The 13,281-nt window shown below is 50.9% G+C and carries 15 protein-coding genes and 1 pseudogene; 8 read left to right on the top strand and 8 right to left on the bottom strand.

Going from position 1 to position 13,281, the window contains the following annotated elements:
• A partial coding sequence (locus tag AU511_RS15600; RefSeq protein ID WP_240503864.1) for a methyl-accepting chemotaxis protein occupies window positions 1-701 on the top strand: 701 nt, incomplete at its 5' end.
• Window positions 702-789: 88 nt separating this feature from the next.
• Here AU511_RS15600 and AU511_RS15595 read toward each other — a convergent pair.
• Window positions 790-1,524 (bottom strand): AraC family transcriptional regulator, encoded by a 735-nt coding sequence (locus AU511_RS15595; protein ID WP_094110229.1) that lies wholly within the window; start codon window positions 1,522-1,524, stop codon window positions 790-792.
• A gap of 95 nt (window positions 1,525-1,619) precedes the next feature.
• On the opposite strand from AU511_RS15595, the gene AU511_RS15590 reads away from it, so the two are divergent.
• Window positions 1,620-2,012, top strand: coding sequence for a nuclear transport factor 2 family protein (locus AU511_RS15590; RefSeq protein WP_094110228.1), 393 nt, complete (start codon window positions 1,620-1,622; stop codon window positions 2,010-2,012).
• 95 nt (window positions 2,013-2,107) lie between these two features.
• On the opposite strand, the pseudogene AU511_RS15585 reads toward AU511_RS15590, so the two are convergent.
• From AU511_RS15585 to AU511_RS15560, 6 genes and pseudogenes are all read right to left on the bottom strand, one after another.
• Window positions 2,108-2,582: pseudogene (locus AU511_RS15585) on the bottom strand (tellurium resistance protein TerW).
• A gap of 255 nt (window positions 2,583-2,837) precedes the next feature.
• A complete protein-coding gene (locus AU511_RS15580; protein ID WP_094110227.1) occupies window positions 2,838-3,827 on the bottom strand; it encodes an HpcH/HpaI aldolase/citrate lyase family protein in 990 nt (329 codons plus the stop codon).
• Window positions 3,827-4,906, bottom strand: a complete 1,080-nt coding sequence (locus AU511_RS15575; protein WP_094110226.1) for a cysteine protease StiP family protein — start codon at window positions 4,904-4,906, stop codon at window positions 3,827-3,829. Before AU511_RS15575 ends, AU511_RS15580 begins: the two co-directional genes overlap by 1 nt.
• Window position 4,907: 1 nt before the next feature.
• A complete protein-coding gene (locus tag AU511_RS15570) occupies window positions 4,908-5,681 on the bottom strand; it encodes an HAD family hydrolase (protein WP_094101195.1) in 774 nt (257 codons plus the stop codon).
• Window positions 5,674-6,810, bottom strand: a complete 1,137-nt coding sequence (locus AU511_RS15565) for a phosphoribosyltransferase domain-containing protein (RefSeq protein ID WP_094110225.1) — start codon at window positions 6,808-6,810, stop codon at window positions 5,674-5,676. The genes AU511_RS15570 and AU511_RS15565 overlap by 8 nt, the downstream gene beginning before the upstream one ends.
• Before the next feature lie 2 nt (window positions 6,811-6,812).
• Window positions 6,813-7,895: an ATP-grasp domain-containing protein gene (locus tag AU511_RS15560; protein WP_094110224.1), complete on the bottom strand. Its 1,083-nt coding sequence runs from the start codon at window positions 7,893-7,895 to the stop codon at window positions 6,813-6,815.
• Window positions 7,896-8,217: 322 nt separating this feature from the next.
• Here AU511_RS15560 and AU511_RS15555 point away from each other — a divergent pair, with 322 nt between their 5' ends.
• The 6 genes from AU511_RS15555 to AU511_RS15530 all read left to right on the top strand — a co-directional run bounded on the left by AU511_RS15555 (window position 8,218) and on the right by AU511_RS15530 (window position 12,798).
• Window positions 8,218-8,805 carry a TerD family protein gene (locus AU511_RS15555; protein ID WP_094101192.1) on the top strand — a complete coding sequence of 196 codons (588 nt, stop codon included), beginning with the start codon at window positions 8,218-8,220 and terminating at the stop codon, window positions 8,803-8,805.
• The gene (locus tag AU511_RS15550) at window positions 8,805-9,953 is read left to right on the top strand and encodes a TerD family protein (RefSeq protein ID WP_094110223.1); all 1,149 of its coding nucleotides are present in this window, start codon (window positions 8,805-8,807) and stop codon (window positions 9,951-9,953) included. Before AU511_RS15555 ends, AU511_RS15550 begins: the two co-directional genes overlap by 1 nt.
• 23 nt (window positions 9,954-9,976) lie before the next feature.
• Window positions 9,977-10,432, top strand: coding sequence for a tellurite resistance TerB family protein (locus AU511_RS15545; RefSeq protein WP_094101190.1), 456 nt, complete (start codon window positions 9,977-9,979; stop codon window positions 10,430-10,432).
• Window positions 10,433-10,462: 30 nt separating this feature from the next.
• Entirely contained in the window at window positions 10,463-11,506 is a 1,044-nt protein-coding gene (locus AU511_RS15540) for a TerC/Alx family metal homeostasis membrane protein (RefSeq protein WP_094101189.1), read from the top strand.
• A gap of 52 nt (window positions 11,507-11,558) precedes the next feature.
• Window positions 11,559-12,137 carry a TerD family protein gene (locus AU511_RS15535; RefSeq protein ID WP_094101188.1) on the top strand — a complete coding sequence of 193 codons (579 nt, stop codon included), beginning with the start codon at window positions 11,559-11,561 and terminating at the stop codon, window positions 12,135-12,137.
• Between the two features lie 85 nt (window positions 12,138-12,222).
• Window positions 12,223-12,798: a TerD family protein gene (locus AU511_RS15530; RefSeq protein ID WP_094101187.1), complete on the top strand. Its 576-nt coding sequence runs from the start codon at window positions 12,223-12,225 to the stop codon at window positions 12,796-12,798.
• A gap of 170 nt (window positions 12,799-12,968) precedes the next feature.
• Here the strand turns inward: AU511_RS15530 and AU511_RS15525 are convergent.
• A partial coding sequence (locus tag AU511_RS15525; protein WP_205756462.1) for a haloacid dehalogenase-like hydrolase occupies window positions 12,969-13,281 on the bottom strand: 313 nt, incomplete at its 5' end.

Below are 13,281 nucleotides of genomic sequence, written 5' to 3'. Positions count from 1 at the left end.
TCGGGAACACTGATTTGTCAGCACGCACCGAGCAGCAGGCTGCCGCTCTGGCTGAGACGGCCGCAAGCATGGAGCAGCTGACGGCGACAGTGAAGCAAAACACCGATAATGCGCACCACGCCCGAACGGTCGTCGGCAACACCTCGAAAAAGGCGACGGAAGGCGGCGACATTGTGGGGCGGGTTGTTGAGTCGATGGTGAATATCACCCGTAGCTCGGACAAAATTTCCGAGATCATCGCGCTGATCAATAGCATCGCGTTCCAAACCAACATCCTGGCGCTGAACGCTGCGGTGGAAGCCGCCCGTGCGGGAGAGCAGGGCAAAGGTTTTGCGGTTGTGGCCGCCGAGGTGCGCAGTCTGGCACAACGCAGCGCCAACGCGGCGACGGACATCACCCGATTGATCAAAGATTCCGAGACAGGCGTGAAAGAAGGCGCGGATCTGGCGAACCGAGCCGGCAATGCGATGAAGGAAATTGTCACTGAGATTAATAATGTGACCAGTATCATGAACGAAATTGCACTGGCTTCCGATGAGCAAAGCAGTGGTATCAATCAGGTCTCTTTGGCCGTTTCCGAGATGGATCATGTTACTCAGCAAAACGCCGCGTTGGTGCAGGATGCATCTGCATCGGCCACGTCCCTGGAAGAGCAGGCGGAGCGTTTGAATCAAGGAGTGGCTAAGTTCACATTGAACTAATTTGTCACTAAGTTGTGGTGTTTATTTCAAGCCAGCGAGTGAAGCCATCGCTGGCTTGTTTTTTTCCTTAGCATGCCCTTCTGACTTATCAACGAACGACTTTGCGGGCTTGAAGCTGACCTGGTGTTTGACCAAAACGCTGACGAAATGCCTCGATATAAGCACTTACATTGCTATAACCGCTCATCATCGCGACGTCGCTGATTGATAACCCCGCAAGAACCCATCGCAAAGACACAATGATTTTCGCTTGTTGCCGCCATAGGCTAAAACTCAAGCCGGTCTGTAGGCGAAATAGCCGGCTTAAACTGCGTACGCTGAGTCCCCACTGTTTAGCCAACTGAGCCTGATCCCAGGCACCGCCCGGATTGTTCAATAACGCATTAGCAACGTTGCGAGCGCGGCGGTCGACGGGAAATGTTAAGTGAAGAGGCAGTTCGTCGCTTCGAGCTATTTCGTGGCCCAGTAACGTCAGCAGATTGTTCCGATAGTTATCGGAGGTCGGGGCATTTTTTTCGCTGAAAACGCGTTCTAAAAGCCCCAAAACAAAGCTGTCCGCACCATAAATACCGGGCTGAGAAGGCAATGCTGTGGAAGACGCGGGATCAAGGTAGAGACTTCGTCCACTGACTGTGGCTGGAACCCAGGCTTTATGTTTGAGGCCTGCAGGAAACCATCCGACTGAACCTGGAGTGACGGTCCACTGCGCTCTTGACGTTTCAATCACAATGACGCCATCGCTAAGCCAATAAAGTTGGCCTGACTCATGTTCATGCCAAGGCGTTAAATGCGGTTGCTTATAGTCGAACGTTTTTGCTTGCATAAGTGTGGCTGATTAACCGTATAACATGTCCAAATAACGATAATAAAGGATCTGGGGGGTTATGTAGACTGAGTGTTCACAGACAGGAGGATTTCATGAACAGCGCCAGTCAGATCGTAATAGATGCATTGCAAGAGACCATCAATAATCCCGTGCACAGTGAAGAAAAAATCGCTGTTTATTTTTCTTCCGATTATCGTCAACAGGTTGATGGTAAACATCTAAATTATGATGAGTTTGTAAAACACATGGCCTTACTTAAAACGAAAACCCAACGTATGACCGTTTCATTACTGTCTATCGTTGCCGAGGGAGATACGGTCTTTACGCATCATCAGGTCAATGTGGAAAAAAGTAAGGGGGGGAACAGTCTCTTTGAAGTATTGGCTCACTATCGTTTGTCATCAGACCAGATTGTCAGTTGCCAGGAGCTGACACGAATGATCAGTGGTGAAAACGGTGATCGAGATCTCGGCAGTCGGCGTTAACTGTCAGGTCAGAAAGCCGCTGTCGCGGTTATCCGCTCACGTCTCCTAAGCCAAATAACGCGCTTTGGAGACGGTTTGAGCTACCCATCATGGAATTACTGAGAGATGCCTCGTTGGGAAAGCAGGGCGGAGAACTCCGCAACGGAGTGATCGACCAGAAGTTCGACGGCGTCACTGCGTGTAGTGCCAGCCAGCATGGCGAGCAGATCAATTTTGCGTAACACGGACATTCGCAGTGATAGCGAGACGTTTTTTTTTCTTTTCCTTATCGAGCGACACTTTGCTGACTGTTTCGCCTGATTTGTATTCGATACTGGAGTTGAGTGCTTCACTCATGCGACGAATCGTTTTTTTATCAAGAAACCCTGGCTCAACGAGTTGGTACGAGTGTGTGGCTTTACTGTACCTGATTTCTGCGGAGTATGTTTCCCGTAGCGCTTTTAGCGCACGCGTTAAGGTCGGCTCGGAGCAGGCGAGTTGATTGATAATTTTGATGGTTGGTACGGGCACACCTGAACCTAACAGGAGCGCCAACCGGAAAATACGAGCTTGTCGTGTACTAAGTTGCATGGTCAGTGTGTGCCTACCGTCATTTTTAGGGGTTATTTTGTGTGAAAAATACAGGTTATGGCTATGCTTCTCACTCACTTAAATCGGTCAGGCGCCGCTATCGGATCAATCTGACTGAAGTCGTTGAAATATCAGCCCAGCATTCCTCTATGAGTCAATTCGCAGTACAACGCTTTTTCAATTCGATTACGGGTCTTTGTGTTTAGGTGCTCGGTAAAGCCAGACACGAAATAGGATGATGAGGATTGAGCCGACTCAGCCTTGATATCCGTATCCCATCCGTATTCCTTTGATAGTGGGTTCGTTCGAGTGATCAGATTCACCTGGCTGATCATTTTCTTGAACAATCCCATAAACCTGAGCCTGTTCGAGGATCCTTGCAGCCCAGCGTCGGTGTGTTGCAGGTTCACACATCGCGCCTTGTGATTTGAACACGGCCTGACTGGAGTTCAAGATCCGCAGGGCATCTGCATGGTCGGCATGTGAGACCTTCAGAGCCTGCTCAATTTTAGCTATCTGATTAGGATGAATAGCAGTTTTTCCAACCAGTCCGTGTGCCATATCGAGAGCTAGCTCCCGCTCCATGATCTCATGGTCATCAATGTGTTCGCAGACGGGGGACGTCAGGGCAAAATCGCGAGATCCAAACACCGCCACCAGCATCTTGATGACGTAACCCATCGGACCGTCATACAAAGTGAGATTGCGAGGGCGGCGAAGGGAAATCACGTTCATAAGATCATTGCCACCTATGCGCAGCGCAATGATGCGATCACGACAAGGGTGTTCTGCCAGGGTCGTTGCGAGCGCCCGCATTTGCATAACATCGAAGACATCTTCCGTTTCCAGAGTCGGCATCATGCACAGATGGGTGTCTTTCATCATCTCCCACCATTGAGGCAGAGAGGCGAGGGTGAACTTGGGCAATACCAGCCCGTCGATCGGCGATAGATCCATAGAGGTCGTCAGGTATTGCCCCATCGTTGCATGGCGGGGGCGGATAAAGAGGAGGGGCCATTCGGCACCCTGTCCCTCCGCCTTGGCAGACCGTAATAGAGTCAGTACCTGCTTTAAATTATCCATGGCCGCATGCACATCGGTCTCGCAGACGGCGTCCTCAAGACAAATCACGATCGATCGCAGACCTTCAATTTCATTATTCAGCACGCTTTTCGCAATATCGGAACGCGTTGCAGGCATGTAGAGCGTGGCACCCAGCTGGTATGGCGATAGTCTCTTTGTCATCAATGAACCTTTTTAATAATGGTGATGGCACGATACTGTCCGATGCGTTCGCCGACCTCAGTGATGGTGATATTTTTCTCACGGGCCAGATACACCAGCAGGGCGACGTCAGGGTCTTTGACTGAGCGAACAAGAACGTGCTCAGGCACTCGGCGTAAAACGGCACGGGTGGCTTCCGCTATGCCGGGTTTGATTCGATTAATGCTGGATATATTGTACTCTTCGGCCAGTGATCCGATGACCCTTTCACTCTGTAGTTTCAGCGGCGCAAAATTCGCTGGATCCCACGTACTGGCAGAAATGGCGTTCACATCAAGCGAGTTTCGGCAATCGGCGACCCTATCCACCAGTTGGCGACTGCATTCAAACTGGCGAAGATGTTCACACTGAACGCAGCCGTGTAGTCCTTCTGATGACCAGATGGAGCGAGAGATAAGTCCTGAGACGGGCGCCCCCATAATGCCGAAGGGAATCAACCAGTCATCGTCGCTGGCGGCGAGCCAGGACACACCGCAGGGGTCAGCCAGAACCACGAGGCGGGGATCTGCCGGATAGCCTTCGCGCGATCTCAAAGAGCGCCGAAGTTCACCCGTAATGGCGCCTTTCCCCGTCCAGCCATCGACAAAAACCACACCTTCCGTGCCGTGCCGACTTTCAATCCAGTTCATGGCCGTTTCGTCAATGCCCCGATCTCTGATGATGCTGACACCATAATGATGGGACTGTTTGCCCATCGCCCGGAGTGTCTGATGCAACATAACCCCGAGCGGTACGCCAGCGCGTACAAGGCTGACCAAAACAATGGGTCTATCGCCGAAACGCTCTGACAACGCCTTCGCCAGCATCACGACTTCTCTCGCTAGACGAGCAGCCCCTTGGTCCAATGCCCGGGCAAACAAATCCAGATGCCACTTCGTCGGTTCAGGTTCCTGACTCAGCATTTCAGAGTAATGCTTCGCCCCGGACTGAATAAGCTGCTCTTTTTGATCAACGGGCGTCATTTCAATGTCAACCGGCTTAAGCAGGAAGTGGACGTCATCAGGCAGATAAGAACCGGAAAAAGGGGAAAAAGGCTGCATATTATTTCTCTCCGAAAACATGGCGACTTATTTGTTCGGCAAACTGACTTTGACGGGGCAGGCCAAACCAGTGACAAAGCTTCATGAAACGATAGTCACTCAGGCTGTCTCCCAGACCAATGACGGGGAAAACGCCGCGCTCTTCACGCAGTTTATTCAGAAGGTACTGGGTCGCGAGCCCTTTTTCTACCGGCGTGGGTAACCATGCGATGTTGTTGCTGTTGCGATGAATGTAAAAACCCTCTGTCGGGAAGCGGGTTTCAATTTCATCGGCGATAGCATAAAGCTCTTCCAGCCGGGTGCTGTCGGTGTGCTTCATCACCAGATACACCGGCGTATTGTCATATTCGTAATTGATACGGGCCCAGCCCTCAATCCCGCGTGCTTCCATCAAAGCCGTGATCTCACGCTGCAGGGAAAGCAGCGGATCCCGGTATGTTGACAGACTCAATAGCATCCGTGCTTTCCACTCTTCGTCCGGCTTGCCTTCTGGCGTCAGGATCACCGCGCCATGCGTCACAATAGCCCAGGAGTGAAACGGGATGGTCACGCGGGAGATTTCTTCCGTACCTCGGGCGGTGACCGGGATAAAGTCAGCCTGCTCCAGTAGCCAGTCCACCAACATGGATTGCTCTTCGGTCATAAAACTGCGGGCTTGCATTGAACGGTCCATGGCTCCTGGACGGTAGGGCTCAAGCGCGAGTTCGTCCACCATTTTCCGGCGGGTTTGGAAAAGCGTGTCATCGAGATCAGAAAGAACTACCGGCTTATTCATAAGTCAACACCTCTACGGCGGGAGCCACGACGTTTAAGGCAGCAAGCAGCGCTGGGTCGACGCTCTCTGCGGGGGTTTCGATACATAGGAGAATACGGTCGAATCGCTGATGAGCGATGTTATAGACGTAATTTGGAATACCCAAACCGTAATTATCCGTAAAGGCAATGGCTGACTCGATAGCAAATCCGGTTGAAATGGGCGAGCGTGTGGTGCAGCTGAACTTAACCTCCGCTCCCTGACGTTCCAAACGTTCGGCCAGCAGTAAAGGCTCCCAGACAAACTCACCGGAACCCAGCACCAGGACTTTTTCTCCGTCGGAAGCGGTGATGTTAGCGCCCAGATCCCTGGCCGATGTCGCCATGCCGAGACGTCCCCAGCTCTGTTTGCCAGTGATAGCCACGCTGCCTGACGCTGTGACGTTCACATTCGGCATCACAGGGACGGGCGCGCCAGTTTTCTTCTCCCAGTGCCAATCTCCCTTAACAAGCGATATCGATGTGACGGGCAATGGGCACTGTTCTGGAATGGCGCTCCCGCTCCAGTCTGTCAGCGTCACGGTAACGACGCGCTCTACCGCGGTCAGGCCGCCTTCCGTGCGCAGCGCCTTCAGTAGGTTGGTAAAGGTCTTACCCGTGGTCGCCTCATCATCGACCAGCACCAAAGTGCGGGAGTGACGGACAAGCGTCCGCAGCTCGGGGTCGGTCGGGAGATAGATCAGATGATCCGTCGCATGTGAGTGATCTTCTTTAAATTCGCACATCAGCTCACCGTCGACGGGATGGCGAGTCGACGTCAGATAGACCCTATCGCTGAAAATTTTTGAGGCTTCGTCAAAAACGCCTGCGCCCAGCCCGACGGCCGTTTCAGCCATACCGATGAACAGCACAGGCTGTGGTAAGTCAGCAGGAAGCTGTTGTGCCAGTTGCTGGTATGCGGAGCGCATAACGGCGGGGGAAATAGGGATATGTCGCCCCAGTACTTTGCTGACAAACAGAAAAGCACGTTTAGGATTACGGCGTTCTGCGATATCAAACAGTGAATCTAATGAAAGGGGGCCGCCCGCGGAAGTTACTGTAAGCGTTCCTCCGGTCAGCTCTTTGCGGTAGATAGAAGCTTCATTAAGCATGTTTATGCGCCCCCTTCGCCGACGGACAGATTATTAAGCGTGAGGTTGTACGGAATGACGTCGGTCATAGAACGTACAACAGCCGGAGCAAAACTTTCTGTGGCAAGACATTTCGCCTGAGGTTCATCAATCAGTCCGAACTGACGCAGGGCAAACAGCGCTGGCAGGTTGACACCACTGTGGCGGGTATAGCCGATGCCACCCGAAGGGCGCATGTTAATTTCAAGCAAGACGGGATCTCCCTCGTCGTTATTTCGCGTTTGTACGTTCACCAGACCATCGGCCTGCATGATTTGGGCGCATTTCTTACCCAATTCATAAGCGGGGCCTGACTGTTCGAGGTACTGTAACGCTCCCTCTTTCCGCCGGGCGACAGCCGCAATGACGTTGCCTTTTTCGACCAGCATATCAACAGAATGCTCGGGGCCGGGCAGGTAGGGCATAAGGACCAACGGTTCGAAATATTTTTGCTGTTCCAGCGCGTGCAGATATATCTCGGGATGCACTTTGCGACTGTTGGGGCAAGTCAATGCTGACATCGGGGCGGCAGTGTCATCCAAACGCCAGAATCCCAAACCATAAATACCCGTGACCGGTTTCACGCAAAGTAAGCTTTTAGCACCGTTGCTATGGCGGTTGCGTTCGACTTCGTCACGGAGAGCGTCAGCACTTTCAATACGGAGCGAAGGGACGACCTGCAAACCGTGATGTTCCATGGCCTGGGCAAATTCGACTTTGTCGTCAGCCAGCATCAACATCGCGGCACTGGTCGCGCCTGTGGTCAGGGAAACACCAAGAGATTCTATTTCCTGGCGATGCGCCTCAAACCATAGACTATGACTGCCTGTATGAATGACCTGAACACCGTATTGGTTAACTGTTGTTATAATAAAATCTAAACGCTGCTCATCCTCACTGGGTTCAATCAAGGCGATATCGGCCAAAGAAAGTATTTCATTTCGATGATGGCGATGAGAGGCAATAATAGTAACGACTTCCTGAGTATTTTTAAAAAAGGTCTGAATACCTAAAATAAGATCGCGCTGCGGCGATAAACCTTCCATGAACCAGATTATGCGACCCATCGGCTTTATTTTTTCCAGAATGAAATAGGGAGAGAAATTAAGAGGTGAGTCTAGGGAGGCATCATGTGCATGTCAATCATAATATGATGATTTTTCCATCCGGTGGAATGACGGGTTACCGTTTGAAAAAACAGAATTAATTAAGGAAAAGATACGTAAATTTTTTAATAAAAGGCTAGTGAAATCATGCCGTTGTTTTTGGTTCGATAAAATAAGGGAAAAATGTGGGTTGTCGTGCAACTTCCTCATGATATGATTTTTCAGTGCACGGTTCTCTGATTTATAAAAATAATGATTTAACCTATCTCTGAAGGACTAAATAATGGTTTCTTTAAGCAAGAATCAAAGTGTTTCACTCAGCAAAGAAACGTCGTCATTAAACCAGATGCAATTTGGCTTAGGCTGGGATCCTTTAAAAAAGAAAAAAGGATTTTTGAGTGGTCTTCTGGGGGGCGGCAGTGATTCAATCGATTTGGATGCAGGCTGCGTTCTGTTAGATAATTCGGGCAACACGATTGATACCATCTGGTTCCGCAAGCTGAAATCAAGTTGTGGCTCTGTTGTTCATCTAGGGGACAACCTGACCGGCGAAGGGGACGGCGATGATGAAGTTATCACCGTGGATCTGACGCGTTTACCTCCCCAGGTTGAATATCTCGCCTTCACGGTGAATAGCTTCCGTGGCCAAACTTTTAATGAAGTGGATAATGCTTTTTGTCGTGTTGTCGACCAGTCCGGCAAAGAGCTTGCTCGTTATCAGTTAACCGAACAGGGCTCCCATACCGGCATTATCATTGCTTCCTTAGCACGCAAGGGTGGCAGCTGGGACTTTACCGCTCACGGTAAAGCCTCCACGGGTCGCACCATTGATGATATGCACGCTGACATTGTTTCCACGGTGGTGCGGTAATGACGATGACGCCTGGGGGCAATGCCCCCGTCCCTTCACAGATTCTGACGGTACGCGTGCTTTCTGGTGTTCCGGTCGACGCTTCTTCGTTCCGTCTTTATGCCTCGGGTAAAGTGCAGGGCGACCCGGATATGGTGTTTTACGGGCAGCCCGTCAATGACGATGGTACGGTAAAACTTACCGGCGCCGGTACGGACACGGCCTTTACGGTGGATATCAGCCGGCTTCGTTCAGAAGTGCAAAAACTGGCGTTTACTGCCACGTGTGATGACGGCACGACACTTTCAGCGTTGAAACATCTCTCCATTCAGGTAGAGCTTAACGGTAACGTTTTGCTGACCGGTAATGTGGATGTATCGGGTCGCCAGGAGGCGGCGCTTATCCTCGGCGAAATTTATCGCCGTCAGGCCGAGTGGAAATTCCGCTTTATTGCACAAGGCTTCAATGGAGGCCTGAAACCGCTGGCTGAGAATTTTGGGGTAGACATTGCCGATGCTCCGGCCCCGGCCAGCACTCCCGCGCCAGCGCCTGCAAAAGTCAGTTTAAGAAAAGTTTCACTCACCAAAGAAAAGCCCTCCATTAGCCTTGCCAAACAGGATGATTTTGGCGAAATCAAAATCAACCTAAACTGGAATCAGGGCAATGGCACGTCAGGCGGCATGTTTGGCGGGATGTTCAGTAAATCTAAAGGGGTGGATTTGGATTTAGGCGCGTTTGTGGAACTTCAGGATGGTTCCAAAGGCGTTGTTCAGTCGCTCGGCAACACATTTGGCCGCCTGAATTCAGAACCGTTCGTTGAGTTGCAAGGGGACGATCGAACAGGGCAGGTGACTGAGGGGGAGTGGTTGCATGTCAACGGTCGCGAATGGAAGAAAATCCGGCAGGTGCTGATCTATGCCTTTATTTATGAAGGGGTCGCAAGCTGGGATAAAACTGACGGCGTTGTCACGCTGCATATTCCTGAGCAACCGCCGATAGAAACACGGTTAACAGAAGGGACTAACCGCCACAACATGTGTGCGATCGCCCGTCTGGTAAACGAAAACGGGACCATCAAGGTTGAGCGAATCAACCAGTTTTTCCGTGGTCACAAAGATATGGACACTGCGATGGGCTGGGGATTCCGCTGGTCCGCCGGCTCAAAATAATTTCGAATTTTAAGGGTAAAATAATGGGTTTCTTCGACAAAATGAAAGGCGCGTTCAGTGCCGGCCGTGATGAACTGACCAAACAAGTCGGGCGCTTCAAAAACAAAAAATTTATGCAGGGCACCGTGGCAGTTTGCGCGCGTATTGCGGTTACCAGTGATGGTGTGAGCGCTGAAGAAAAGCAAAAGATGATCGGCTTTCTGCAGGCTTCCCCTGAACTTAAAGTATTCGAGACCAAAGAAGTCATCACGTTTTTTAACGAACTGGTGACCAGCTTCAGTTTCGATTATGAAATCGGCAAAGGCGAAACCATGAAGTATATTTTGGCGCTGAAAGACCAACCGGAAGCGGCACAACTGGCCGTCCGAGTTGGGATCGCCGTGGCGAAAAGCGATGGCGACTTCGATCAGTCCGAACAAACGGCCGTGAGAGAAATTGCCGTGGCTCTGGGATTTACTCCGGCTGAATTTGGCCTTTAATTTTTTACACTCCTATTTAAGGGCTCAAATATGGTATCCACACACATTGGTTTCCCGGCGGAAACGGTCATCGTTTTTGTCTTACTGGCTGTCGGGGCCATTTTTATTGACTTGTTTATGCACCGTCATGACAAACCGATTTCGTTGAAGAGTGCGGCGCTCTGGACGGTATTCTGGATTGTTGTCGCGATGGCCTTCGCCGGTTTCCTGTATGTTCATCACGGTGCAGAGGTTGCCAGCCTGTTTGTGACTGGTTATGCACTTGAAAAAGTTCTTTCCGTAGATAACCTCTTTGTGATGATGGCGATTTTCTCATGGTTTGCCGTGCCGGATAATCTTCGTCACCGCGTGCTTTACTGGGGGGTCATTGGCGCAATCGTCTTCCGTGGAATCTTCGTGGCTATCGGGGCTAGCCTCTTAACGCTGGGGCCGTGGGTAGAAATCGTCTTTGCCTTAGTGGTCTTGTGGACGGCGGTCATGATGCTTAAAAGCGGCGATGATGATGACGAGATTGAAGATTACTCGCAGCATATTGCATACCGCATGGTGAAACGTTTCTTCCCAATTTGGCCGAAATTGAAAGGGCATGCGTTCCTTTTGAATCAAAAAGAAGTTGATGCTGAACTGGCAAAACCTGAAAACAAAGACATTAAAGTTGGTCGCACGGGCAAAGCCGCTCTCTACGCGACTCCGCTGATGCTGTGTCTTGCTGTGGTTGAGTTATCAGATGTGATGTTTGCTTTTGACTCCGTCCCGGCCGTTATCGCCGTCAGTCGCGAGCCGCTAATCGTGTATAGCGCGATGATGTTCGCTATTCTTGGCCTGCGTACCATGTACTTTGTACTCGAAGCGCTTAAACAGTACCTCGCTCACCTTGAGAAGGCCGTCATCGTGCTGCTGTTCTTTATCGGTGTGAAGCTGGGTCTGAATGCCACCGATCATCTGTGGCACCACGGCTATGGTATTTCAGCCAACGCGAGTCTTTTCGTTGTTCTGGGTGTGCTGGCTGTGGGTATTATCGCCAGCGTACTGTTCCCCGGAAAACCAGATGCTGAGGAAGGTAAAGAGGGCTAACGCCCCAAAACCTTTACTTTAATTATTAACGCTAACCCTTGAGGATAGAACTATGGGCGTTTCTCTTTCTAAAGGCGGGAATGTTTCTTTAAGCAAAGAAGCTCCAACTATGAAAAACATGCTGGTTGGTCTGGGGTGGGACGCCCGCGCGACCGACGGTCAGGACTTCGACCTCGATGCTTCAGCCTTTCTGCTGAATAACGCGGGTAAAGTACGCGGAGATACAGATTTCATTTTCTACAACAACCTGAAATCCACCGACGGTTCTGTGCTGCATACCGGCGACAACCGTACGGGAGAAGGTGACGGTGATGATGAAGCCATGAAGATCAAGCTCGACCAGATCCCGGCCGATGTGGATAAGATCGTATTTGTCGTGACGATCCACGATGCAACGGCCCGTCGTCAGAGCTTCGGTCAGGTTTCTGGCGCATTTATTCGTCTCGTGAATGACGACACCCACCAGGAAGTGGCCCGTTATGACCTGACGGAAGATGCCTCGACTGAAACCGCCATGTTGTTTGGTGAGCTATATCGCCACAACACAGAATGGAAATTCCGTGCTGTAGGACAGGGTTATGCCGGTGGCCTGGCGTCTGTTTGTGCGCAGTACGGTATCAACGCGTCTTAAGATGCACGGCAGTGACACTCTTTTGACTCAACAGGCGGTATTCGCCGCCTGTTTATTTGAACATAGATTATTACAGGAGTTTTAAATGGCAGTATCTCTGGTTAAAGGCGGCAACGTATCCTTGACGAAAGAAGCCCCGACGATGAATATCGCGATGGCGGGTCTGGGCTGGGATGCTCGTGTAACCGATGGCGCAGATTTTGACCTTGATGCCTCCGTCTTCATGGTAGGAGATGACGGTAAAGTCATCTCTGATGCGTCTTTCATCTTTTTCAACAACAAAACCAGCGCCTGCGGTTCGGTCACTCACATGGGTGATAACCGCACTGGTGAAGGTGAGGGTGATGATGAGCAGGTTAAAATCGATCTGGCTAAAGTCCCCGCCGAAGTGAAGAAACTGGTGTTTGCCGTGACCATCTATGATGCAGAATCGCGTAAGCAAAACTTCGGTATGGTCAGCAACAGCTATATGCGCGTATTTAACCACGATAACAGCACAGAAATAGCGCGTTTTGATCTATCAGAAGATGCGTCTACTGAAACCGCGATGATCTTCGGTGAACTATATCGCCATAACGCCGAATGGAAATTTAAAGCCGTAGGTCAGGGCTTCGCGGGTGGGTTATCCGCACTGGCTTCACAGCACGGCGTGAACATTTAACCTCGAAGTCAATCTGACAACCCCGCTGGTAAAACATCGGGGTTTTTTTATAGAAATAATCAATGACGTTCGGCTCGCAAACAGAAAAGAAACCATTGTCTGGCCGCGCTGCGTGACGGAAACTGCGTATATCGAGCGGGAGGCCAGACCGGAAATGAGTGCATACCGGGCTACTTCTGATTCTGAATGCCTTTGAATTTGTTCATCGTAGCCCTGCGCTTCCTCCAAGTATGGTGAAAATGTCGCCAGTAAGGCTCTTGCGCAGCGGCCAGCATTTCATAATCTCCACGGGTATCACCCCATGCCCGTAAGTGGTAGGAGGCGAGTCGACCATACTCGGCTTCCAGTCTTGCTACCTTTTGCGCGCACCGACAGTTATGACCGCTTATACGACCTGTCAGCACGCCGTCTTTTGTCTCTAATGTTGTCCCTATAAGACGGATTCCTAACTTGTTCGCAAAGGGTTTAAGCACCAGGGCAGGA

Source organism: Lonsdalea iberica, assembly GCF_002111585.1.
Lineage (GTDB): Bacteria > Pseudomonadota > Gammaproteobacteria > Enterobacterales > Enterobacteriaceae > Lonsdalea > Lonsdalea iberica.
This window is presented reverse-complemented; position numbering and strand designations above follow the sequence as displayed.

Coding starts and splice junctions, on each gene's coding strand:
- AU511_RS15595 (WP_094110229.1), bottom strand. CDS start 1,524: ATGCAAGCAAAAACGTTCGACTATAAGCAACCGCATTTAACGCCTTGG.
- AU511_RS15590 (WP_094110228.1), top strand. CDS start 1,620: ATGAACAGCGCCAGTCAGATCGTAATAGATGCATTGCAAGAGACCATC.
- AU511_RS15580 (WP_094110227.1), bottom strand. CDS start 3,827: ATGACAAAGAGACTATCGCCATACCAGCTGGGTGCCACGCTCTACATG.
- AU511_RS15575 (WP_094110226.1), bottom strand. CDS start 4,906: ATGCAGCCTTTTTCCCCTTTTTCCGGTTCTTATCTGCCTGATGACGTC.
- AU511_RS15570 (WP_094101195.1), bottom strand. CDS start 5,681: ATGAATAAGCCGGTAGTTCTTTCTGATCTCGATGACACGCTTTTCCAA.
- AU511_RS15565 (WP_094110225.1), bottom strand. CDS start 6,810: ATGCTTAATGAAGCTTCTATCTACCGCAAAGAGCTGACCGGAGGAACG.
- AU511_RS15560 (WP_094110224.1), bottom strand. CDS start 7,895: ATGGGTCGCATAATCTGGTTCATGGAAGGTTTATCGCCGCAGCGCGAT.
- AU511_RS15555 (WP_094101192.1), top strand. CDS start 8,218: ATGGTTTCTTTAAGCAAGAATCAAAGTGTTTCACTCAGCAAAGAAACG.
- AU511_RS15550 (WP_094110223.1), top strand. CDS start 8,805: ATGACGATGACGCCTGGGGGCAATGCCCCCGTCCCTTCACAGATTCTG.
- AU511_RS15545 (WP_094101190.1), top strand. CDS start 9,977: ATGGGTTTCTTCGACAAAATGAAAGGCGCGTTCAGTGCCGGCCGTGAT.
- AU511_RS15540 (WP_094101189.1), top strand. CDS start 10,463: ATGGTATCCACACACATTGGTTTCCCGGCGGAAACGGTCATCGTTTTT.
- AU511_RS15535 (WP_094101188.1), top strand. CDS start 11,559: ATGGGCGTTTCTCTTTCTAAAGGCGGGAATGTTTCTTTAAGCAAAGAA.
- AU511_RS15530 (WP_094101187.1), top strand. CDS start 12,223: ATGGCAGTATCTCTGGTTAAAGGCGGCAACGTATCCTTGACGAAAGAA.